At 34.6% G+C, this 23,203-nt stretch carries 22 protein-coding genes and 1 CRISPR repeat array (1 of these 23 only partly in view); of the genes, 8 read left to right on the forward strand and 14 right to left on the reverse strand.

From position 1 onward, the window contains the following. A CRISPR array of direct repeats spans nucleotides 1-723; the repeat unit is 30 nt; unit sequence ATTTCAATACCTATATGGTGCGGTTAAAAG (it extends 97 nt beyond the left edge of the window). 205 nt (nucleotides 724-928) lie between these two features. The 4 genes from cas2 to NWE55_RS01665 are packed head-to-tail and all read right to left on the reverse strand — an operon-like array spanning nucleotide 929 to nucleotide 2,910. Next, entirely contained in the window at nucleotides 929-1,192 is a 264-nt protein-coding gene (gene cas2 / locus NWE55_RS01650; protein WP_155092945.1) for a CRISPR-associated endonuclease Cas2, read from the reverse strand. Then, a complete protein-coding gene (cas1b, locus tag NWE55_RS01655; protein WP_155092946.1) occupies nucleotides 1,192-2,199 on the reverse strand; it encodes a type I-B CRISPR-associated endonuclease Cas1b in 1,008 nt (335 codons plus the stop codon). Before cas1b ends, cas2 begins: the two co-directional genes overlap by 1 nt. A gap of 13 nt (nucleotides 2,200-2,212) precedes the next feature. After that, nucleotides 2,213-2,722 carry a CRISPR-associated protein Cas4 gene (locus tag NWE55_RS01660; RefSeq protein ID WP_155092947.1) on the reverse strand — a complete coding sequence of 170 codons (510 nt, stop codon included), beginning with the start codon at nucleotides 2,720-2,722 and terminating at the stop codon, nucleotides 2,213-2,215. Between the two features lie 2 nt (nucleotides 2,723-2,724). Beyond that, nucleotides 2,725-2,910: a hypothetical protein gene (locus tag NWE55_RS01665; protein ID WP_155092948.1), complete on the reverse strand. Its 186-nt coding sequence runs from the start codon at nucleotides 2,908-2,910 to the stop codon at nucleotides 2,725-2,727. Between the two features lie 82 nt (nucleotides 2,911-2,992). On the opposite strand from NWE55_RS01665, the gene NWE55_RS01670 reads away from it, so the two are divergent. Beyond that, a protein-coding gene (locus NWE55_RS01670) for an IS3 family transposase (protein ID WP_373425571.1) occupies nucleotides 2,993-4,350 on the forward strand; the annotation gives its coding sequence in 2 pieces (ribosomal slippage) (nucleotides 2,993-3,308 and nucleotides 3,308-4,350; 1,359 coding nt in all). Between the two features lie 44 nt (nucleotides 4,351-4,394). Beyond that, nucleotides 4,395-4,637, forward strand: a complete 243-nt coding sequence (locus NWE55_RS01675) for a hypothetical protein (protein ID WP_155093313.1) — start codon at nucleotides 4,395-4,397, stop codon at nucleotides 4,635-4,637. Between the two features lie 56 nt (nucleotides 4,638-4,693). Here the strand turns inward: NWE55_RS01675 and NWE55_RS01680 are convergent, their stop codons facing one another. From NWE55_RS01680 to NWE55_RS01695, 4 genes are all read right to left on the reverse strand, one after another. Beyond that, entirely contained in the window at nucleotides 4,694-4,999 is a 306-nt protein-coding gene (locus tag NWE55_RS01680) for a HipA family kinase (protein ID WP_155093314.1), read from the reverse strand. A 494-nt stretch (nucleotides 5,000-5,493) separates the two neighbouring features. Continuing rightward, the gene (locus NWE55_RS01685) at nucleotides 5,494-6,213 is read right to left on the reverse strand and encodes a toxin-antitoxin system YwqK family antitoxin (protein ID WP_155093315.1); all 720 of its coding nucleotides are present in this window, start codon (nucleotides 6,211-6,213) and stop codon (nucleotides 5,494-5,496) included. Nucleotides 6,214-6,501: 288 nt separating this feature from the next. Next, nucleotides 6,502-7,545: a hypothetical protein gene (locus tag NWE55_RS01690; protein ID WP_155093316.1), complete on the reverse strand. Its 1,044-nt coding sequence runs from the start codon at nucleotides 7,543-7,545 to the stop codon at nucleotides 6,502-6,504. Between the two features lie 138 nt (nucleotides 7,546-7,683). Continuing rightward, nucleotides 7,684-9,243, reverse strand: coding sequence for an NAD(P)/FAD-dependent oxidoreductase (locus NWE55_RS01695; protein ID WP_155093317.1), 1,560 nt, complete (start codon nucleotides 9,241-9,243; stop codon nucleotides 7,684-7,686). 394 nt (nucleotides 9,244-9,637) lie between these two features. Here NWE55_RS01695 and NWE55_RS01700 point away from each other — a divergent pair, with 394 nt between their 5' ends. After that, complete coding sequence (locus tag NWE55_RS01700) at nucleotides 9,638-10,489, forward strand: aminoglycoside 6-adenylyltransferase (protein WP_155093318.1); 852 nt, start codon at nucleotides 9,638-9,640, stop codon at nucleotides 10,487-10,489. Between the two features lie 58 nt (nucleotides 10,490-10,547). On the opposite strand, the gene NWE55_RS01705 is transcribed toward NWE55_RS01700, so the two are convergent. Then, nucleotides 10,548-11,975 carry an aminotransferase-like domain-containing protein gene (locus NWE55_RS01705; protein WP_155093319.1) on the reverse strand — a complete coding sequence of 476 codons (1,428 nt, stop codon included), beginning with the start codon at nucleotides 11,973-11,975 and terminating at the stop codon, nucleotides 10,548-10,550. Between the two features lie 93 nt (nucleotides 11,976-12,068). On the opposite strand from NWE55_RS01705, the gene NWE55_RS01710 reads away from it, so the two are divergent. Together NWE55_RS01710 and NWE55_RS01715 are read left to right on the forward strand one after the other, a co-directional pair. Further along, the gene (locus tag NWE55_RS01710; protein WP_155093320.1) at nucleotides 12,069-12,962 is read left to right on the forward strand and encodes a DMT family transporter; all 894 of its coding nucleotides are present in this window, start codon (nucleotides 12,069-12,071) and stop codon (nucleotides 12,960-12,962) included. A 198-nt stretch (nucleotides 12,963-13,160) separates the two neighbouring features. Next, entirely contained in the window at nucleotides 13,161-13,667 is a 507-nt protein-coding gene (locus tag NWE55_RS01715) for a GNAT family N-acetyltransferase (protein ID WP_258204485.1), read from the forward strand. A gap of 68 nt (nucleotides 13,668-13,735) precedes the next feature. Here NWE55_RS01715 and kynU read toward each other — a convergent pair whose 3' ends face one another. Beyond that, on the reverse strand, nucleotides 13,736-15,025 hold the full coding sequence (gene kynU / locus NWE55_RS01720) for a kynureninase (RefSeq protein WP_155093416.1): 1,290 nt from the start codon (nucleotides 15,023-15,025) through the stop codon (nucleotides 13,736-13,738). A 48-nt stretch (nucleotides 15,026-15,073) separates the two neighbouring features. Further along, nucleotides 15,074-16,084 carry a hypothetical protein gene (locus NWE55_RS01725; RefSeq protein ID WP_155093415.1) on the reverse strand — a complete coding sequence of 337 codons (1,011 nt, stop codon included), beginning with the start codon at nucleotides 16,082-16,084 and terminating at the stop codon, nucleotides 15,074-15,076. Between the two features lie 117 nt (nucleotides 16,085-16,201). Between NWE55_RS01725 and mnmE the strand changes: the two genes are divergently transcribed. The 3 genes from mnmE to NWE55_RS01740 all read left to right on the forward strand — a co-directional run bounded on the left by mnmE (nucleotide 16,202) and on the right by NWE55_RS01740 (nucleotide 19,320). Beyond that, a complete protein-coding gene (gene mnmE, locus NWE55_RS01730; protein ID WP_258204486.1) occupies nucleotides 16,202-17,593 on the forward strand; it encodes a tRNA uridine-5-carboxymethylaminomethyl(34) synthesis GTPase MnmE in 1,392 nt (463 codons plus the stop codon). A gap of 180 nt (nucleotides 17,594-17,773) precedes the next feature. Further along, nucleotides 17,774-18,907: a site-specific integrase gene (locus NWE55_RS01735; RefSeq protein ID WP_258204487.1), complete on the forward strand. Its 1,134-nt coding sequence runs from the start codon at nucleotides 17,774-17,776 to the stop codon at nucleotides 18,905-18,907. Nucleotides 18,908-19,026: 119 nt separating this feature from the next. Next, entirely contained in the window at nucleotides 19,027-19,320 is a 294-nt protein-coding gene (locus tag NWE55_RS01740; RefSeq protein ID WP_258204488.1) for a helix-turn-helix transcriptional regulator, read from the forward strand. A 257-nt stretch (nucleotides 19,321-19,577) separates the two neighbouring features. On the opposite strand, the gene NWE55_RS01745 is transcribed toward NWE55_RS01740, so the two are convergent. The 3 genes from NWE55_RS01745 to NWE55_RS01755 all read right to left on the reverse strand — a co-directional run bounded on the left by NWE55_RS01745 (nucleotide 19,578) and on the right by NWE55_RS01755 (nucleotide 23,045). Beyond that, nucleotides 19,578-20,324: a hypothetical protein gene (locus NWE55_RS01745; protein ID WP_258204489.1), complete on the reverse strand. Its 747-nt coding sequence runs from the start codon at nucleotides 20,322-20,324 to the stop codon at nucleotides 19,578-19,580. A gap of 44 nt (nucleotides 20,325-20,368) precedes the next feature. Next, a protein-coding gene (locus NWE55_RS01750) for an IS3 family transposase (RefSeq protein WP_373425571.1) occupies nucleotides 20,369-21,726 on the reverse strand; the annotation gives its coding sequence in 2 pieces (ribosomal slippage) (nucleotides 20,369-21,411 and nucleotides 21,411-21,726; 1,359 coding nt in all). A gap of 74 nt (nucleotides 21,727-21,800) precedes the next feature. After that, nucleotides 21,801-23,045, reverse strand: coding sequence for a phospholipase D-like domain-containing protein (locus NWE55_RS01755; protein ID WP_258204490.1), 1,245 nt, complete (start codon nucleotides 23,043-23,045; stop codon nucleotides 21,801-21,803). Between the last annotated feature and the right edge of the window lie 158 nt (nucleotides 23,046-23,203).

The following is a 23,203-nucleotide window of genomic DNA, read 5'->3' on the forward strand; positions in this document are numbered from 1 at the left end:
AGTATAGATTAACAGAGAAAGAGAAAGAAATACATTTCAATACCTATATGGTGCGGTTAAAAGTTGCAAAGCTACCTAAGGCTGTGCATATCAAAGTGGGATTTCAATACCTATATGGTGCGGTTAAAAGGATAGGCCTAACGATTTAATAGTTGCAGATAATGCATTTCAATACCTATATGGTGCGGTTAAAAGCTGTGCTTCCTTATTAGCTTGCGACTTTATTAGTTGTATTTCAATACCTATATGGTGCGGTTAAAAGCTGTGCTTCCTTATTAGCTTGCGACTTTATTAGTTGTATTTCAATACCTATATGGTGCGGTTAAAAGATTAATGGGGGAATACGCAGGGGCGAGTAATAACCCATTTCAATACCTATATGGTGCGGTTAAAAGTTTACTACATCTTTATTAATAGTTCCAATAGAATCAATTTCAATACCTATATGGTGCGGTTAAAAGAAATAATCTAAAGTCGATTCAATATTTCCATATCCGATTTCAACACCTATATGGTGCGGTTAAAAGTTCACGTTCTTGTCGTAATACATCTTCTTCAGCAATTTCAATACCTATATGGTGCGGTTAAAAGAAAGGCTTAATCTCACTTAACTTATACTTTGTTACATTTCAATACCTATATGGTGCGGTTAAAAGGTCGTTCAAAATATCAATCACAGTATCTCTAACAGCTATTTCAATACCTATATGGTGCGGTTAAAAGCCGTGAATTGCACGACATAAAAAAGCCTTTTTTGAAGGCTAAGCAAATATATTTATTCCTTTTTGATTACCAAAATTAGTCGACCTATAATAACCGATTTTCCTCTTAGGTTCGACTACCCTATAATTATCTGAAAATCAACACCTAATTTACGTTATTACAATATTTCAAAGAACGAACCATCTAAAAGTAGCGCTATCGACGACTATAAGAAATTATCCAACTCATTTTTCTCTTTCCCTACTACTTGTTTTTCAAGCCATTTCTCTTGTCTACTTTTAAATATAATAATACTGTCTTTTTCTTTATCTATAATTAATTTAGCTTCTGACAATAGTTCTTTTAATTTTACTTCAGTAATCTCTCCTTCAAATACTGAATTTTGTATCCAATTCAGGTATTTTCTACACAGCTTAAGCATCTTTCCTACTTTCTTGTCACCAATATCATAGACCAATATTACATACATTACCAACGTGATTTAAAAGGTTTATACTCTTCTATTCCTAAAATGTGTTTACTCAACTTATAACATTCTAACTTTATTAAATGCTTATAGCTAACACTGCGTTTTAGGACTGGGTGTTTAAAAGTTTCTGTTACTTTCTCTTCCCACGCTTTTACGAAGATCTTTCTCCCTGATTCCTTTAAAACACAACTATTTAACTGATGATCAAAATCTTTCGCTTGTATCTCTTTCTTATTTAACAATCTAAATATTAAACGGTCTACTAAAAGTGGTTTAAATATCTCTGCTAAATCAAGAGCTAAAGAATAACGTCTATAACCTGGTTCATGAAGAAAGCTTATTGTAGGATTAAGCTGTGTATGATAAATCTGGCTTAAACAAAGGCTATAACACATCATATTGCCAAACGAGATCAATGCGTTTATCTCATTTTGTGGAGGTCGCTTACTACGAGTATCCATTGTGAAATCAGAAGTAATGATATCATTAAACGCGGAATAGTACATTTGTCTAATATTCCCCTCTACTCCCATCAACTCATCCACTTCATTACTGCTTTCGATAAGTGAATTATATCTCTCTATTGCATCTTGAATATCTTGCAAATCTCTATCTCTGTTAATATAATAACGAAGATTCTTAACCATATTAAATGAGGCTCCTGACACAAACTTCCTTGCTAAAATCAATCTTTTCTTGTTATCTATATAATTCTTAGTTTGTTCTATTTGCATCTTACCTGCCAAAAGGTATTCTTTAGGCATAAAAGAACCTGAATAATGCTCATAATAATCAAAAAAATGAACCGCAATACCTTGCTTGCCAAGAAAAGTATATAAAGCACTATTAGCGTCTAAACTTCCAAAACAAAACAAGTCAGCAATTCCTTCTATGGGAATATACTTTGGTGTACCCTCATTACCATTTGCATCTGTAGGGGTAAACTTTAGGGTATTATCCTTTCTACTTAAGCGTCCTGGATTGAATAAATAATAAGTCTTTTTCATAGTCGTTTATAGTTTAATACTCTTCCTTTATATAGCAAAAATCACAATAACTACAAGACTTACATATCTTTGCATTTATCACTTTTGGACATTCTTCACTTTCGCAAATCTGTTGTATATCCTCTTCCCACATTTTTATATCATCAATATCTTCTTTACTTAATAGTACTTGTTCACGTTGCCTTAAAGTAGGATATTCAATTATACCTGTAGCATCATCTATCCCTGCTAACAACAATCTATACAAATAATATTTAACCTGCGCCGTATAAGCATGCTCTACCTTGTCTGACCTCTTTACTTCGTGTACTACATGATTTCTTGCATCATAGAAGTCTATTTTTATGTTACCTAATTGTAGTTCGGTATATTTTTCTGACCTATCTTTATAAGATGTTTCTCCTATCAATTTACCATCGGCTACAAGATCTGAATTGAATTCCATACGCACACCGTGAAAGTGTAGCCATAATTCGCGTTTACATACGTGATATAGGTTGATATGTGTTGCGTTAATTAACATTGTTATAAAAATTGAGTTTCTTCTATCCCATTAAGTCTATTTGTGTCCATTCCTCCTTCTTCTGTATAAAATTCTCTCCAACGCTCTATATATTTATAACCAAATTTAGACTTATCTGGATTGGTAAAAATGTCTATTTGTGTTTCAATATTTTTACTTGCGAAAACAGAAAACACGTACTTAGACATAACTGTAAATCGTCAGCAAAAAGTGGACAATTAAGATACTATAAATAAGATAGTGTTTTCAAAAAATGATAACTTTATAATTATGGGAAGAGTCAGTAAGAAAACACCAGAAAGTATGGTAAAAGATATCCGTAAAAATACACGTAGGCTATTTACCTCAGAACAGAAAGTATTGATTGTAATAGAAGGATTACGAGCAGAGCTATCTGTATCAGAACTATGTAGAAAATACTCCATTAGTCAAACTCAGTTCTATAAATGGAATAAAGAGTTTTTAGAGGCAGGTAAAAAACGATTATCAGGAGATATTACAAGAGAGGCTACCAGTGATGAAGTAGCAGAGTTACGCAAAGAAAATGCAAAACTAAAAGAGGTAGTTGCAGATTTGGTATTGCGTTACGATATTGTAAAAAAAACCTTAGACATGCTGGAATAAATGAATTATATCGCAAGTATATGAGACTAACAGCAGCAGAGAAATATGAGCTAATCCAAAGTGTAACCACAAGTGAATTGGGAGTTAAAAAGACTCTTGAAGAGTTTGGTATTCCTAAAAGCAGCTTTTATAAATGGTATAAACGTTACTTAGAAAAAGGATATGATGGATTAGAAAAAAGTAAGCGAATAAGTAATAGGCAATGGAATAGTATTCCTGAGAGTCAACAGAACTTAGTTGTTGAGATAGCTTTAGAATATCCTGAATTATCTTCACGAGAATTAGCTTATAAAATTACAGATGAACAAGGTATCTATATCTCAGAGTCCAGTGTTTATAGAATATTAAAGAAGAGAGATTTAATACCCGCTCCAAATCATATTCTAATAGAAGCATCTAATGAATTTAAAGATAAAACACAGTTTGTACATCAAATGTGGCAAACAGACTTCACGTACTTTAAAATTATTGGATGGGGTTGGTATTATTTAAGTACGATTTTAGACGATTACAGCCGTTATATTATTCATTGGGAACTATGTGACTCTATGGAAGCTAATGATGTAAAAAGAACCGTAGAAACAGCTATAAACAAGGCAAAACTCAAATCAAAAGCAAAACCTAAGTTGTTATCTGATAACGGACCTTGCTACATCGCAAAAGATTTAAAGATCTTTTTAGAGAAGGATATGAAAATGAAGCAAGTACATGGGAGACCTCTACATCCTCAAACACAAGGAAAAATTGAGAGATATCATAGAACAATGAAAAATGTTGTAAAACTTAATAATTACTATCATCCTGAAGAGCTAATAGATGCTATTGAGGTTTTTGTAGAAAACTACAATAATAACAGATATCACGAGGCAATTGGAAACTTAACTCCTAAGGACGTATATTATGGAAAATCAGATAAAATATTAGAAAAAAGAGCTGTTTTAAAACAAGAAACTTTAACTAAAAGAAGACAGTTGTATAATCAACAAAAATTAATAAATTTATAACTAAAACACTATCTTATGCTTACGTCCTAAAAGTCTACATTAGTTTGAAGACATACACTTCCAGAAACAATGCAAATCAACTTTTTTTGGGAGGTAAGCAGGTTGCGATTATTGAATCAAATCAATTATCAGAATTAACTGCTGATGATATATTCATTTTTATGCAAATAGGAGAACAGATTTTTCCTGAATTGCAGACATCACTAAAATCATGCAACTTAGACCAATATATTATCTTTAATCGTAAGACAGGTTTTAGACAATATGGTTACTTTGAAGTATATTAGTTTTAAAAAAAAGATAAGTCCCTTACTTTTTAGAACGGGACTTATTTTTTTACATTCTAATGTTTATTTGATTGATCTTCGCATTGTCCGGTACAAAGATAAAAATTTCCAATCAACTCATCTACTATCTCATTTATTTTCTTGTTCTTAGCAAACAATATCTTGGCAATCTCTGTATTTATAATTGACTCATTTTCTGTTATTTCCACAAGTTCTCTTTCTAAAAAGCACGAATTAAATATAGTTTCATGATCAATTGTATAAAAGAAAAAACTACTGCCTTTAGATGTATTTAGTAAGAGATTATAATTATTGAGGTTTCTATCTTCATTAGCAACCCAAATATCAAAGAGTGCAATCAATAAAAAATCAGTTTTATCCTTTAGCTTGAGTCTAAAATTCTTGTCCTTACAACAAGGAAAAATATTCTATTCATTTGTGTGTCATTTTCTATTCTAAACATTCCTTTCTTCAACTACATTTGTCAAAAGTTAAGCTCCAATGGTCAAAAAGATTTAAACCTTTTTGTTAGACTACCTGCCCCTCCCTAAAAACACTGTACAGTTAAAAGCAGGATTATAAACAATAACTGTACAGCTATATTAGGACGAGACAGACCTAAAAGGGGGTGGTCGGCTTGTGGTCGCATAGTGATCGCATAGTGGTCGCATACTTTACAGTCAAATTCATGCGACCACTATGCGACCACCTTGTTATCACTTACCGATCAATTGCCTGAATATACCGCACAAAAAAAGCCTAACTACATTTGTAATTAGGCTTGTATATGATTATACACTATAGATCATACATGAAGAAAAATGATTGGCATGGCGCATATCTAATACCGTTTGACCTATCCTTTCAATTCTCCGTACTTGTATTCCGTTTCTATTATCAGTTTTCCCTTGTCATCATACTCTTTGGTAAGTCCGTGAAGTAACCCGTGCTCATAGTTTGCTTCCTTTTTTAGTTGTCCGTTCTTGTCATACTCCTTAACCACGCCATCTAATACCCCACTTTCATAATTTGCCTCTACTTGCACTTGCCCATCTTCATAATATCCTTTCACTATCCCATTTTCTAATCCATTCTCATAACTTGCTTCGCCAGATAACTGCCCATTCTCGTAGTACCCCTTAATCTGTCCATGCAGTACCCCATCCTTATAGTCTGCTTCCGTTACAAGATGTCCTTTTGCAGAATAACTCTTTTTAACCCCCTCTATCTTTCCGTTTTTATAACTTGTTTCAGAGATAATCTTCCCCTCTTGGCTATATTCTTTCAGTATACCCTCTAATTTCCCTTCCTTATAAACAGCTTCAGCCTTTACTATTCCACTCTCGTAATACCCCTTAGTCATTCCATGTAGCACGCCATCCACATAACTATCTTCTACTTCTAATTGGCCATTGCCATAATAACTCTTTGCGATACCTGTAAATCCTTTATCAGAATTGACCTCATAAAACACTCCTCCTCTTTCTTGAAGGTTTTTAAAATTAACTTCTTTCTCTTGACTTGTACAATTCATTGATACAATGGAAAAAAGTAATAAGCACAAAATTCTTTTCATATCTTGTAATTCTATAATTTGATAGGCTATTGCTTTTCTTTAACTAAAGCGAATAGACGCATTAAACTTGATTTAATTTGCCAATCCATGAGCTTAAATCCTTTTTGTCAAAATAGCTATCTCTACAATACTACTCCGCTAAGATTGGCTTTAAATAGGGACCAAAACAATACTCTTGGTAATTGTACAACGGCAATTCACATCATTTATTTTTGGATAAGCACCTTTATTAAAGACTACAAACGCACAAAATAAAGAGTCATTTTTATCAAGAATAACAGGATCCTTTTAAAAAAAACGATCTCCTTTGGGTTTGTATTCTTTCTTACTTAGGTCGTAAAAAGTATTTTTACTATTGAGGATATAAAGATACACTTTATCCCTATTCTCCTTTACCAGGTCAGCATCGATTACTTCTACATTTTCAAATGTATCTACTTCTTCAGAAGAACTATAGTACAAACTGATAAAGTCATTCTTCTTTGAAGGGGTAATCACCCATTGCATCGTCAAAAAATCCCAAATTCCCTTTTCTCCATCTTGACTGACAATACCGTAAGCTAATTCGGGAAGCTGATGGATAATTTGCGTATCAACTTCACTAATAGTCTTTCCAGATAACAAACCTTTTATGCGATACCTTTCTTTGTCTACGCCTACAACAACCCACAAGTCTGACTGTGAACTGTACTTTTGCAAGATATCAGGATATTCTTTGCTATCAGCAAATCCCTCTACAACTGCTCCATTTTGATGAATGATAGCATAGTTCCTTTCAGCGTGATCCCCATTGACTATGACTGCATAAAACTGATCGCGATACGAGAAGGGAGTAAATACCTTAGCTCTCTTGGAAACTTCGTCGTAAAGTGTAGGACTAATTCCCGTGAGCTCTCCCAAGTGATTGACGCGAAACCCCTTGATTGTAGTATCTATTAAATAGCTATACTCCATAGGATTATACACGCCAATTTCGGGTTCTAAAAATGCTATTTGATCAAAAAAACGCGAATCATATCCAGCATAACTCCCTTTAATCTTTCCATAAAGTCCAAAGTCATTTCTGGTCATCTGATAGACATGTAAGTCCAAATCTGGGCAAAAGAATATAGGAAATGCGATAAAAGGTTGGGATAATTTCTTTTTTGAGATTCTATGCATATAACCCCATTTTTGGGATTTCTTGTCATAATAAGGAGTCAAGTCCTTAGATGAATAAGGTTTTATTTGACTGGTCAAACGCTCTTCAACTTGAGTACTATAACTACCTTCTTGTGCTGAGAGAACAAAGCTCATCAAGAAAAGAACTGCAAAGATTATCTTCTTAATCATATCATTTTTGCAGTTAAAGATACACAAAAGCCTAACTACTCTTGTAATTAGGCTTATATATATTGACTATTTTTTTAAAAAAATTATGGGCGAATTGCAATTCGCTCAAATAGCAAACGGGCGAATTGCAATTCACCCCTACAGTAAACTTTCTACGCACATGATGGCGCATTTTTCTCCATCTATTGCTGCAGAGATGATACCTCCTGCATAACCTGCTCCTTCTCCACATGGATACAATCCTTTAATCTGTGGGTGTTCTAACGTCAAATCTTCGCGTGGAATGCGCACTGGTGATGATGTTCTACTCTCTGGTGCATGAAGGATAGCTTCGTTGGTAAAATACCCTTTCATCGACTTGCCAAACTCTTGAAAACCTTCTCTCATAATTTGGGTTAAGAACCCTGGGAATACTTCTCCTAACTCAACAGAAGTCGTTCCGGGCACATAAGAAGTCTTAGGGATCGATTCAGATACTTTAGACTGTGAGAAGTCCACCATGCGCTGTGCTGGTACAGCTTGTGTCTCTCCTGCTAATAAAAAGGCCCTTTGTTCAATTGCCTTTTGAAATTCCATACCCGCCAAGGCACCAAATTTCTCAAAAGGTTTAAAATCTTCTAAGCGCAACTCTACTACGATACCAGAGTTGGCTGTTGGCTGATCGCGTTTAGACGGCGACCATCCATTCGTTACTACTTCCCCTGGTGCAGTAGCACAAGGCGCAATAACCCCTCCAGGACACATACAGAATGAATACATTCCGCGTCCATTGACCTGCTTCACGATAGAATAAGGTGCTGGCGGCAAAAATTCACCTCTGTAGTCACAAGAGTATTGTATCTTGTCGATAAGAGATTGGGGATGCTCTGCTCGTACCCCTAAGGCAAACGGTTTTGCCTCTATCAATATCTGTTTGCGATCTAATAATTCGTATATATCACGAGCGGAGTGCCCTGTGGCTAAAATGACTTTTTTTGCTTCAATAATATCACCCCCATTTACAACAACTCCTTGGATTGCACTGCTTTTGATTACAAAGTCTTCTACGCGTGTTTCAAACAAGACCTCTCCTCCAAACTCAATGATCTTCTCGCGCATATCCTGCATAATCTTTGGCAACTTATTAGTTCCAATATGTGGATGAGCCTCTACTAAAATATCTTGAGTAGCACCAAAAGCGACTAACAACTCTAAGATGCGGTTGACATCTCCGCGTTTTTTAGAACGCGTATATAATTTACCATCAGAATAGGTACCTGCTCCTCCTTCTCCAAAACAGTAGTTAGAATCAGGGTTCACAATGTGATCTCTGTTAATTGCCTTCAAATCACGACGACGACCTCTTACATCTTTTCCTCTTTCTAATACGATTGGCTTTACTCCTAATTCGATTAATTGCAAAGCAGCAAAGTACCCTGCAGGACCTGCTCCGACAACAATTACTCGCTCGGCATCTCTTACGTTCTTATACTCAGGGAAATCAATTTTTCTGTGTACAACATCATCATCTGCATAGAAAACAGCAACTTTTAAATTGATCTTCACGGTGCGCTGTCTGGCATCGATAGATCGCTTTAGGATAGTAATATGCTTAATATCCTTAGGAGAACACTTCACGTGGTTCGCAACGTACTGTGTCAATAGATCAGCTTTTGCTGCTACTTCTGGAAGAACTTGTAACTGTAATTCTTGTGGCATTTTGTTATAAAGCAAATAAAAATTAAAGGCGCAAAAATAAACTAAAAACGCTTACTTTTTTTACTATTTTATAGTCGTAGCTTATTTTTTTTAACATGCTCATCCAAAGTACACCTTACACTTGTAAAAAACTAATTTTAAACACATTATAGACTATCTCTAATTAACCTGTTCGATATCGATTAAGTCCTATGGACAACTCTTGTATTTGCAGAATAAGAGAATCATTGAGATCGACACCTTGTAATCCACTACACAAATCACCAAAGAGAGAGTCGCTTTTCAAAAGTTATACTATTAAAATATTTTCGTATAATTTCCTATACAATAAACCATATCTAAGGATAGGTTTGGTTAATTTTATTATATTGTTCTAACATTCAAACAACACCTTATGCACGTAAACTACCAAACTACAATTGTAAAAACAGCTGAAAAAGACGATCGAATCCGAGCAGTAATTCTCAACGGGTCGAGAGCTAATTCTTTAGTTAAACCAGATAAATATCAAGACTACGATATTGTGTACTTTGTCACAGATATTGAAACTGTAAAGATAGAAGAAGTCATTCACCAAGCCTTTGGCGAACCAATTATAGAACAACGTCCTGACGATATGGAATTAGGCAACGAGATTGGCAACACTCCTATTTCGTACACTTACCTTATGATCTTCGAAGACTACAGCAGAATAGACTTGACTTTATTTCCCATAGGAGAACTGGCCAAATACAAGCGAGATAGTCTATCTGTAGTGTGGTTAGATAAAGACCATTTGTTTGATGATATACCTCAGCCGTCAGACCGTGACTACCACGTAAATCGACCAACTCAAAGAGCTTTTACAGAAGTGTGTAATGAATTTTGGTGGTGCACAACTAATGTTGCAAAAGGCTTGGCAAGAGAAGAAAGACTCTACGCTAAAGATATGATGGAAACTGTCGTCCGCCCCATGTTTACAGAATTGCTTTCTTGGAAAATTGGCTGTGAACACAATTTTGAAGTATCCATTGGAAAATCGGGAAAGTTTATCAAACAATATCTCAGTGCTGAAGATTACAATCGCGTCCTACGCACATATAGCAATGCTAATGTGCAACGCACTTGGGATGCACTGACCGTTATGACGACTTATTTCTATGAGTTGCAACTTTATTTGGGAAAACAATTGGAATTGGAAGTCAATACATCAGAGGCTAATCAAGTCTTAAAATACATCAAGTATATTCAAGAAAATCCCCAATAGTAGCTCAATTAGCTCCTGATATCGATAAGAATGAGCACCTCTCGTTTTTAGGTGCCTTCTATCTTGATTCCTGTAAAAGTTGCTTGCTCAACTCACCAATTCTCACAAGTTTGTCTTCTACTTCAGTAGACCACGGCAAGCCTATACACAGGCGAATACAGTTTTCGAATTGCTCTTGAACCGTAAACATGCGTCCTGGTGCAATACTTATCTTTTCAGCAATAGCTAAGTCATAAAGTTTCATTGCTTGCACTCTTTGGTCAAACTCAATCCAAAGTGATAAGCCTCCTTGTGGTCGGTTTACTTTAGTACCAATGGGAAAACTTGTGATGATTGTATTGAGGTATTTTTGGTAGTTACTATACAAGTTTTGTCTTAGTTTTCTCAAATGCTTATCGTAGTTGCCGGATTTCATAAAGCTGGCGACTGCCTCTTGCATTAGCCCCGGCGTAGATATCGCGTGAACTAATTTTTGATGGAGAATCTTATCCTTGTATTTTCCAGGACAGACCCATCCTACACGATAACCAGGAGCTAAAGTCTTTGATACAGAACTACACCAAAGCACATTACCTGTCTTGTCAAAAGCTTTACAGCAATTGGGGCGATGATTGCCAAAATAAAGATCCCCATACACATCATCTTCAATCAGAGGAATATTGTGTTTGTCCAATAGGGCTACAATTGCCCTTTTATTTTCCTCTGGCATACAGCTTCCCAATGGCGTATTGTAATTAGAAATCAGTAAACACAAGTCGATATACTCAACTGCTTCTTCTAATGCCTCTACCTTTATTCCCGTGATTGGATCAGTTGGAAGTTCTAATACTTTGAAGCCTAAGTCAATGGCTAATTGGAATATACCTGGATAACACGGACTTTCAATTGCTATAGTATCCCCTGGTTTTCCCAAAGCTAACATACACAGCGAAATCGCACTCATACTGCCATTAGTGGTAATGATATCTTCTTCCTTCAACGTACCTCCCCAAGTCATTGCTCTATGTGCGATCATTCTTCTCAAGTGCAAATTGCCCTGTACAGAATCATATTCTATTCCCCCATCAACAAGTAAACGCGAGGCTGCTACTATTTCCTTTTTCATCTTAGAAGAAGGTAAAAAACCGTCGTATAAAGTACTATACGAAAATAGCGTAAAATCTCTGTTTCCCATATTAGAGTAAACTTTTCGGATAATTTCCTTAGGTTCCTTATTATTGGCTAACAGTACAGGCTTGCTAACCTCAGGTATAGGGACTTCTGCATAAAACAAATTACTCACAAAATAGCCTGATTGAGGCTTTACTTCGATTAAGGCATTTGCTTCTAACTCTTGATAAATTCGCTTGGCTGTATTCATGCTAATTTTGTACTCACTACAAAGTGCGCGAATAGAAGGTAAACGATCTCCTTCTTGTAATACACTACTTCGAATCTGACTGGCAATCGCATCAGCAATCGTGACATAAATATAACTGTGTTCCATAACTATCTTAACTGTACCCGTGTAAATTTACAAAATTGATACTGTACTTATTAAAGATTCAACGGATTTTTGTCTGGTAAATAAAACATAGAAATGAAAACGACAACAGTAATAGATATTACGCCTTCTTCAAATTCAACTAACGGGTGGATCAATGGATTCATAGGAGTATTCTTATTTAGTGGGTCTATGCCCGCAACAAAGGTAGCTGTCATAGAAATGGACCCGCTATTTGTAACGGCTTCCCGTGCGGGTATTGCTGGTGTTTTAGCTCTGATCTGTCTTTTGATTTTCAAAGAAATAAAGCCAACTAAAGCACAACTTCTTCCCTTGGGTATTGTAGCAATCGGCGGGGTGATTGGCTTCCCCTTACTATCGGCTTTAGCACTACAGTATATCACCTCAGCGCATTCTCTGGTTTACTTAGGGATCTTACCTATGTGTACAGCGGTTTTTGCAGTAATTAGAGGAGGAGAAAAGCCCAAAGGCATCTTTTGGTTATTCTCCATATTGGGTAGTCTGTTAGTCATTGGCTTTGCAGTTCTGCAAGGAGGAACAAGTTCGCCCCTTGGAAACATACTCATGATTATCGCTATTCTACTGTGTGGTCTTAGCTACGCTGAAGGAGCTAAATTATCCAAATCCCTTGGTGGATGGCAAGTAATTTCATGGGCTGTGGTGCTTTCACTACCTATCTCACTGCCAATTATGTTTATTACAGCACCTGCCACGCCAGAGTTCATCAGCATAGATGCCTGGATAGGAGTTGCTTATTTAGGAGTATTTAGCATGTTTGTAGGTTTTATCTTTTGGTATAAAGGGTTGGCACAGGGAGGAATCGCTTCTGTAGGTCAATTGCAGTTGTTACAGCCTTTCTTCGGATTAGCTTTAGCTGCTTATCTTCTGAACGAACACGTAAGCTCCAGTATGATCTTAGTAACATTAGGTGTTATTCTATGTGTAGCTGGGAGTAAAAAGTTTGGTTAACTCAAAACAATGAGCTCAGATTAGGCATTCGCTATCACACAAGCATACCACACAGTTGCTTCAGTGTCAATGGACGAATTGTCAATGCAATATGCTCTTGTCGTATAAACTCTATAGATACTCTGGATCAATCACAGTGGAAACTTTAATTGAGAAAGCTTTACCTTATTTTTAGCTTTCAAACCAAACCACAATAAAATGATGATACAAAATAGCAATCTAAATGACAAAGAGGAGATCTTCAAGTTATACGAACTGGCTACTAACTTTCAGAAAGAGCGATATACTGTACATTGGCCTATTTTTAAAGACAGCCTCATCGAAAGTGAAATTAAGCAAAACAGACAATGGAAACTTGTGATAGATGGGCAAATAGCTTGTATTTGGGCAACGACTTTTAGCGATCCTCAAATATGGCAAGAGAAAAATAGCGATCCTGCTGTTTATATCCACCGAATTGCGACTCATCCCAATTTCAGAGGTAGGCAGTTAGTACAACACATCGTAAATTGGGCCAAAGACTATGCTTCGGCAAATGACAAAGCCTACATCCGAATGGATACCGTAGGAGAAAACACCAATCTTATAACTTACTACCAACGATGCGGATTTGCTTTCTTAGGCTTATCCAAACTAAATGACACGGAAGGTTTACCCAAGCATTACGACAATGCTATAGTCAGTTTATTTGAGATTTCACTGTAGCACATACAAAAAAGCAAGCTAATAAAGATTCTTTCTTAGCTTGCTTTTCGATTTATGGAATGAAATGATTAAGTAACGATTGACTTGTGTGTACTGTACTTTTCCCACACTTGATCTTGGGCAATTAGCGCCAATTCTTCCACCAACAAGTAAACCTCTTCAAAGGTATTGTACAAGGCAACAGGGGCCAACCTAATAATATCTGGCTCTCTGTAATCAGGAATAAAATTGCGTTCTTTTAAAGCCAGGCAGATTCTATAGGCTTGTTTATGCACCAAAGCAACATGTCCTCCTCTACATTCATCCTGCTGTTGACTAATGTAACTGTAGCCCCACTGACTTAACTTGTGGTCTATCAAATACATCAAATAGGCGGTTAACATAAGCGATTTCTTGCGTATGCGATCCATACCTGCCTCTTGGTAAATATCCAATATGCCTTCCAAGGGTGCCATTGAAAACATATTAGGTGTTCCTGTTTGAAAAGCTTTGATATCAGCAGCTTGTTCAAAATTGTGTTTCAGCTCAAACTGAGTCTCATCGCTATTTCCAAACCAACCAGCAAGTCCTATTTCTCTTCCAAAGTGCTTCCTATTTACATAAATACCAGCTGTCGCACCAGGACCAGCTGAAAGATATTTGTAATTGCACCAGATCGCAAAATCAGGTTGGACTAAATTGAAGTCATGTTCTACAGCTCCAATAGAATGACACAAGTCAAAACCAATGATAATTCCCCTTCGATGAGCCTCTTTTGTCAACTTATCAAGGTCCAAAAGCTGTGCACTGCGATAGAGAACAGAAGGCAACAAAACAATCGCTACATCTTCTGTCATGGCATCAATGATACTTTGCTCGTCTAAAAACATCCCGTCTTTACTACTTACAACTTTAATCACATCTTCGACCTGCATCCCTTTTAGCTTAATCTGACTATCAATCGCGTAACGATCAGTTGGAAAATTTAAATCGTCTACTAATATCTTATAGCGCTGTTTGGTTGGTTTCCAAAATGTTGCTATTATCTGATGAATATTCAAAGTTGTATTAGCCGTAACAATTACTTCATCACTATTTGCCTTTATCAGTTTTGCCAATCGAGCACCTAACTTTTTGCCGTAATTAAAATAGTAACCTTCATCTGTATTCCAAATCAATATTCCTTGTTTCTTCCATACCTCCATGACTCTTAACAAGGCCTTTTCTGCATCAATCGAGGCAAGGCCTAATGAATTGCCATCCATGTAAATCTGATTGTTCTCAAGTGGGTAGAATCGCTTCTTAAAACTACTTAAAGAGTCATTTTCATCAAGTGACTTAGCATAGTCCAAGGTGGGGTTAAAATTGTTGTTTGTCATAAGTTTATTCTATTTTTTCAAGATTCTGCGTTTGATTGTTGTTGTTTACTATTTAGATTCCACTTGGGGATGTAAGCCAAAGATAGCTTCATAATCCAAGGTAAAATTTCCTTTTTTAATTGTAATTTTACTCTCTCTTAAGGAGAGAACCTCTAACACTACGTAGTCATTCCAAAATTGCTTTGAAATGACTTCTCCTTTCTTATATCCCTCTAATTTGGGCGTTACCTGCCAATACGCTGTAAACAAGTTTGCCACAAGATCAGAATTCCCAACGATTTCAACTGATTGAACAAGGGTTGCGCCTTCTGAATACGCACCGTAGATGTTATTATCTCGCTTTATGTGATAAGTAACGTTTAAATACTCACCTTGACGCGTTGAAATCCCTGGTACGTATTTTTCGATAATTTTACTTTTTTGTCTTAGCTGTTCTTTGTAAGCCATGCGCATTTGTCCTTGTAAGAAGGAAGTAAAATTCATTGTCACAAAATTGTAATCAAGATTTCGAAAAACGGTAAAATAATCTTGACCAAAATGCCCCTTAAGAGCATTAGCAAGATTGTCATATCCCCGTTTTGACTTTTCTTGAGCAGTCAGTTCCCTATTGCTTTCAATTGGAACCTGTCCATTTCTTTGTTGAGTGTTTTCCGTACTGTAAACTGCCTGATTTTGATTGGTCTCTTGGGCTAAAGAAATACCTTCTCTCCCCTCTATGTCAACATCAAGTAATAATTCAGCTGCAGTAATTTGATTCAGCCACTCCTCCTTATAACAGGCAATACATATAATTTTCTTTAAGCGAATTTGGTTCTCTGTCGTAGCCATTGTCAAACTTTGCTTGACAAGCTCATTAATAGCAGGATTCTGAATATTGGGATCTTGCTGTTGTAACAATATGGCATTATTATCTAATACCTGCTCAATTTTCAATAAATAAGGAAGGGCTTTATTGGAAGTCTTTTTTACTTGAGTTTGTTCCTTCTCAGTCATTCGAAATGTCTGAGCTTGTCCCCAAAAACACATACACAAACAAACTATTGTTGCTACTATTCTCATTTTGCCTTTTATCTTAATACTCAAATATACAAATAAATAGTAGCGAGCCTTGCAGTGATCTACAGCTAATTTTAGTTTACTGAATTAATATTATCTTTGCCAGATAATTCAGCATATATGATATTACAAGATACAATAGTAGCATTGGCAACCCCATCTGGTGCAGGTGCTATTGCCATCATAAGAGTTTCGGGTAAAGATGCTATCACATTAGTAAACGGTATCTTTAAATCGATTAAAAACAAAGACCTGACAAAACAAAAAACACATACGCTACACTTGGGGCATATCGTAGATGGAGATCGCGTTTTGGATCAGGTGTTAATCTCTATTTTTAAAGGTCCTAATTCCTATACAGGAGAGAATACAGTAGAGATATCTTGCCACGGTTCTACCTTCATCCAGCAACAAATAATCCAATTGTGTCTGCGCAAAGGTGCTAAGATGGCCCAAGCTGGGGAGTTTACCATGCGTGCCTTCTTAAACGGTAAGTTAGATTTATCACAAGCCGAGGCTGTCGCTGACTTAATCGCTTCTGATAACGAAGCAAGTCATCAAATCGCAATGCAGCAAATGCGCGGGGGATTCTCAAGTGAGATTGCTAAACTACGCGAGCAGTTGTTGAACTTTGCCTCGTTGATTGAATTAGAACTTGATTTCTCAGAGGAAGATGTGGAATTTGCAGATCGTACGCAGTTTAAAGAACTAATCGACCGCATAGAATTTGTGCTAAAACGCCTTATCGACTCTTTCGCAGTAGGTAATGTAATTAAGAATGGAATCCCTGTAGCTATCGTTGGAGAACCTAACGTAGGGAAATCAACTTTATTAAATGCTTTACTAAATGAAGAGCGCGCTATCGTCTCTGATATTGCAGGGACAACCCGTGATACGATTGAGGATGAATTAGTAATCGATGGTATTGGTTTTAGATTTATAGACACCGCTGGTATCCGCGAAACAAAAGATGTGGTAGAAAGCATTGGTATCCAAAAGACGTTTGAGAAGATTGAAGCGGCTCAAGTTGTTATATACCTAATCGATGGAGCTAAATTAAACAGTAGTTCTTTAGATGAAATAAAAGTTGAGTTAGAAAAACTCAAAAACAAGTATCCACTAAAACCACTACTTGTAGTTTGTAATAAAAAGGATTTATTATCAGAAGAACAAATCGCTTTATATCATGCAAACATTGATAATCTGATGTTGATGTCTGCAAAGGAGAATGTAGGTGTAGAGGAGCTAAAAGAGGCTCTATTAGGCTTTGTTAATACTGGTGCTCTACGCAATAATGAAACAATCGTAACCAATACGCGTCACTACGATTCTCTTCTAAAAGCTTTGGAGGAAATCGAAAAAGTGAAATGGGGACTTCAGACTAATTTACCTGCAGACTTAATGGCTATTGATATTCGTCAGGCTTTATATTTCTTCGGTGAAATAACAGGGCAAGTTACGAATGACGAATTGTTAGGTAATATTTTTGCGAACTTTTGTATCGGTAAATAACCTGTCTTTTTAATACTTTTATTTTGTTTGAAATGATTTGAAAATCAAATAGTTGAGTGTTAAATATTTTTATAAGATGTCCTTATTTTCTATATTTAGTACCGCATTTGTACAACATAATTAAAAAGTGTTGTACAAATGTTGTACAAATTGAGTCTCCCTAACCTAATATAGAAAATTATGAGAATCACACTTAAACAACGAAAATTACCAAGTGGTAAGATTAGTCTCCATATAGAATACCTCAAAGGAACTGAAGTTCTGGCTGATGGTAAAAGGAAACATATCAGAGAATTCGAAAACCTCAAACTCTTCCTACATGGCGCTCCTAATAGCCCAAAGGAGAGAAAGGAAAACAAAGAAGCGCTACAAATGGCTGAGAATATCTTAGCCATCAGACAAAGTGAAGACCTTCGAGGTAAATACGGAATTAAAAACAAACATAAAGGACAACGTTGCTTCCTAGACTTCTTTCACGAAAAAATGGAAGAGAAATACGAAAGTCCTAAAAACTATGGAAACTGGACTGCTAGTTTCCTTCACTTAAAAAAATGTATCTCTACTACTTTTACTTTTGATGAAGTAGATGATGACTTTTTAAAAAAGGTCAGACATTACTTTGATACAAAGGCCCTTACTAAAAGTAAACTTCCGCTTTCATTAAACTCAAAATACTCCTATCTCAATAAATTTAGAGCAGCTCTTCGATTAGCCTTTGAAGAGGGGTATCTAACAATTAACTATGCTCAAAAGGTAAAGAGTTTCAAACAGGCAGAAAGTCAAAGAGAGTATCTTACTTTTAATGAAGTTCAAAGACTTGTAAAAACAGATTGTAAATACGAAGTACTTAAACGTGCCTTTTTATTCTCTTGTTTAACTGGTCTACGCTGGTCGGATATTAACAAACTTGTTTGGTCTGAGGTAAGAGACGAAGATGATGTTTGTAGAGTCATCTATAGACAAGAAAAAACAGAAGGTGTTGAATATCTTTATATCTCCAAACAAGCAAGAGAACTCTTAGGAGAAAGAGAATCACTAAATCAACTCGTTTTTACTAATCTTAAATATTCTGCTATTTACAATAATGAAATTGTCCGTTGGTGTAACCGAGCGGGTATTCACAAGCATATTACCTTCCATAGTGCGAGACATACCAATGCGGTGCTACTCCTAGAGAATGGCGCCGATATTTACACGGTTTCTAAACGTTTGGGACATCGTGAAATTAGAACTACTCAAATCTATGCTAAGATCATAGATAGTAAAATGAAAGAAGCCTCTGAGCTTATCCCAGAGCTTAAATTTGGATTTTAAACTAAGGATTAATTACAGATTATAATTATGCTAAAGCCAAGTGGTACTTGAAAGTACACTTGGCTTTAGTCGTTTATGATATAACTGTAGTTTGCTTCTAAATCTAAAAATAATTGATTATGGAAACTATTAAACTTATACTGGAAAAACTTAATTATTTAGAGCAACTTATTATCTCTAATCACAAGGAAATACTATCTGTGGAAGAACTAGAGAAGTATACTGGTTTTAAAAAATCGTATATCTATCATTTGGTTCACTACAGTAAAATCCCCTACTCTAAACCTAATGGTAAATACTTATTCTTTCAGAAGTCTGAAATTGATGAATGGTTACTAAAAAACAAGTCTTTATCTGATGATCAAATTCAGGAAAAAGCGCGTGAATATGTTTTGAAAAAGAGGAATATTTAGGTGGTTTTTCTTGAATTAAAATGTCGGTACAAAAAGTTATGGGTCTTTAGTGGTGAGGAGTAGCGGAGAATGTAGTACATCTGAAATTTACATTTGAAAAAAAATGTTAGCACAGAGTTGTAAAAAAGTAGAATATTGTAAACATAAAAAAACCGATAGCATGAGCTATCGGTTTTCAAGTCTATATTAAAGAGCGTTTTAACCCCTACTCCGTATGTCTTATAAATAGCGACTTTCATATTAAATAGGCAAAAAAATTACTTCTTACCATACTTCCTAAAAGCCTGTATCGTTTGATAATATCCATATGCAATAAATAGTCTCCCGATAAATAGTACAACGTATCCATAGTCATAACTATCTATACCAAAAGGTTTAATATCCCATTTTGAGACATTTAAAAATTCCACGAAATGTTTCAAAGTCGATTTTAACGCTAGCTTAGATGTAGAAAACATTAATTCACCTGATATAGTCAATAAAAAAATAAGATAAAAAATCAAAGTGATAATTAATGTAAAACAGATTCCTCTAAACCAATTAGTTCCATTATCATTTGAAATTTTATTGAGCCAAATTAAGAATCTATCATTAGTAAATCTTAACCAAATAAAAAATTCACTTAATTTTTTCTCAATATCTCTTCTTTTTTCTTCTCTCTCAATATCTCTTCTTTTTTCTTCTTTATAAGCAATCATTTCATAATTAAAAAAATCTAATGAGTCAATCGCATTTCCTTCTTTTGTAAATTCATTCTTTATTATACGATAAGATTCTCGTATTTTTTTATAAGCCTCCTTTTTAGGTTCTAATACAGATACTTTCTCGATATCATCAGTACAATACAATCCTATTTCTTTAGGTATAGTATTCTCTATTTCTGAGTTCCAAAAAGTAAGTTTACACCAAAAATTTGCTCTTGATATATCCAAGGATTGCTTAAAAATTGCACTTTCAAAACTAATTATCGAATTAGAAGAGACTTTGTTATTGTATGTCTTCAAACTAATGTAGACTTTTAGGACGTAAGCATAAGATAGTGTTTTAGTTATAAATTTATTAATTTTTGTTGATTATACAACTGTCTTCTTTTAGTTAAAGTTTCTTGTTTTAAAACAGCTCTTTTTTCTAATATTTTATCTGATTTTCCATAATATACGTCCTTAGGAGTTAAGTTTCCAATTGCCTCGTGATATCTGTTATTATTGTAGTTTTCTACAAAAACCTCAATAGCATCTATTAGCTCTTCAGGATGATAGTAATTATTAAGTTTTACAACATTTTTCATTGTTCTATGATATCTCTCAATTTTTCCTTGTGTTTGAGGATGTAGAGGTCTCCCATGTACTTGCTTCATTTTCATATCCTTCTCTAAAAAGATCTTTAAATCTTTTGCGATGTAGCAAGGTCCGTTATCAGATAACAACTTAGGTTTTGCTTTTGATTTGAGTTTTGCCTTGTTTATAGCTGTTTCTACGGTTCTTTTTACATCATTAGCTTCCATAGAGTCACATAGTTCCCAATGAATAATATAACGGCTGTAATCGTCTAAAATCGTACTTAAATAATACCAACCCCATCCAATAATTTTAAAGTACGTGAAGTCTGTTTGCCACATTTGATGTACAAACTGTGTTTTATCTTTAAATTCATTAGATGCTTCTATTAGAATATGATTTGGAGCGGGTATTAAATCTCTCTTCTTTAATATTCTATAAACACTGGACTCTGAGATATAGATACCTTGTTCATCTGTAATTTTATAAGCTAATTCTCGTGAAGATAATTCAGGATATTCTAAAGCTATCTCAACAACTAAGTTCTGTTGACTCTCAGGAATACTATTCCATTGCCTATTACTTATTCGCTTACTTTTTTCTAATCCATCATATCCTTTTTCTAAGTAACGTTTATACCATTTATAAAAGCTGCTTTTAGGAATACCAAACTCTTCAAGAGTCTTTTTAACTCCCAATTCACTTGTGGTTACACTTTGGATTAGCTCATATTTCTCTGCTGCTGTTAGTCTCATATACTTGCGATATAATTCATTTATTCCAGCATGTCTAAGGTTTTTTTTACAATATCGTAACGCAATACCAAATCTGCAACTACCTCTTTTAGTTTTGCATTTTCTTTGCGTAACTCTGCTACTTCATCACTGGTAGCCTCTCTTGTAATATCTCCTGATAATCGTTTTTTACCTGCCTCTAAAAACTCTTTATTCCATTTATAGAACTGAGTTTGACTAATGGAGTATTTTCTACATAGTTCTGATACAGATAGCTCTGCTCGTAATCCTTCTATTACAATCAATACTTTCTGTTCTGAGGTAAATAGTCTACGCGTATTTTTACGGATATCTTTTACCATACTTTCTGGTGTTTTCTTACTGACTCTTCCCATAATTATAAAGTTATCATTTTTTGAAAACACTATCTTATTTATAGTATCTTAATTGTCCACTTTTTGCTGACGATTTACAATTTAGATTTCAATAATTCAAATTCTTCATTAAACTTACCAACTAATATTTCATTTCCTTTAAAGAACATAACATTTTCATCATTATACTTTTCAGCAAAATAGGTCCAATTATATGATCCATTAAAAATTACATTATTGTCTATGATACAAAATTTATGATGCATCACATATGGTAATTCACTTAGATATAATCTTCCTCCTAAATCTATAAATTCTTGAAATGGTAATCCTAGTTCCCAATTATTAATATAATCATTTATAATAATCAACTCCACTTTCACACCACTCTTTAATTTCTCACAAAGAATATTAAATAAACTATCCTTAGTAAACCAGGCAACCGCAATAGAAATACTTTTTTCAGCAAGTTCTAACTCTTCTAACAACTTTGCTTCAATTCCTTTAAAATATACTTCTTCAACTACATTTGACTTAATATTCTTGACACTATATACTAAAAATCCAAAATCATCACCGTTACATCTCTTTATTATATCCTGTTTAAGACTCAAATCAGAATCTTCAAAGAATCTTCTTAATATATCTGTAGAACAATACTCTACATAACCTTTAAACCAAAAAAGAAACTTATATTCATCACTAGCTATATTATAAAAAACCGAATTTAAATCCTTTAAACTATTTTCTATTTTACCCCTATTTATCTGTAGTAAATACTCACATTGTGTAAATACCTCCTTTGAATCAATTTTATGGATACCATTAATTATAGTTTTAAATAGTATTTCATTATACTCATCAGAATTTGCATTAAAAAGATTTTCTAAAAAAGATTTTTCTTCAATAAAACTCTTTATACATTTTTTATCTCCAACATCTTTTTGTTTGTCACTTATTCTATTAGTTAATGATAGAGTCTCTATACCCAAAGCATCAATTCTTTTCTTTAAACTTAAGCTAGCATTATTATAGATAAATTCAATTTCCTCCTTTGTATACTCAACAATTTCACTAATCAGGGTGTCTTCAAATAATAAAAAACCACAAGTAGCGTCATTTCTTTCTCCTTTTTTTGTATTTGATATTTTATCTACAAACCTTACAAAAATACCTTTCTCTATCTTTTTATTATTTGCTCCCTCTTCTAAAAAAGAATTCTCATGAAAATATATTTTTTCATTATTACATGTCTTGATCCATCCTGAAATGTAATTCCGATAATCAATCTTAGGTAATACAATTTCAATTATCCCTAATCGCTTATTATTGCTATCCATAATTTTTCTTACTAAAATGTCTAACTGTGTGTTTCAAACAAATTTAGTGAAAACCAAATACACTCAATTATAGAATTTAGTGAAACCATACTATTTATTAGTGCACTATAAGCTAATTATAAAAGCAAATAAACTTAAATACAAACACTTGTTATTCA

It is taken from the genome of Myroides albus (assembly GCF_024722315.1).
GTDB classification, from domain to species: Bacteria; Bacteroidota; Bacteroidia; order Flavobacteriales; family Flavobacteriaceae; genus Flavobacterium; species Flavobacterium album_A.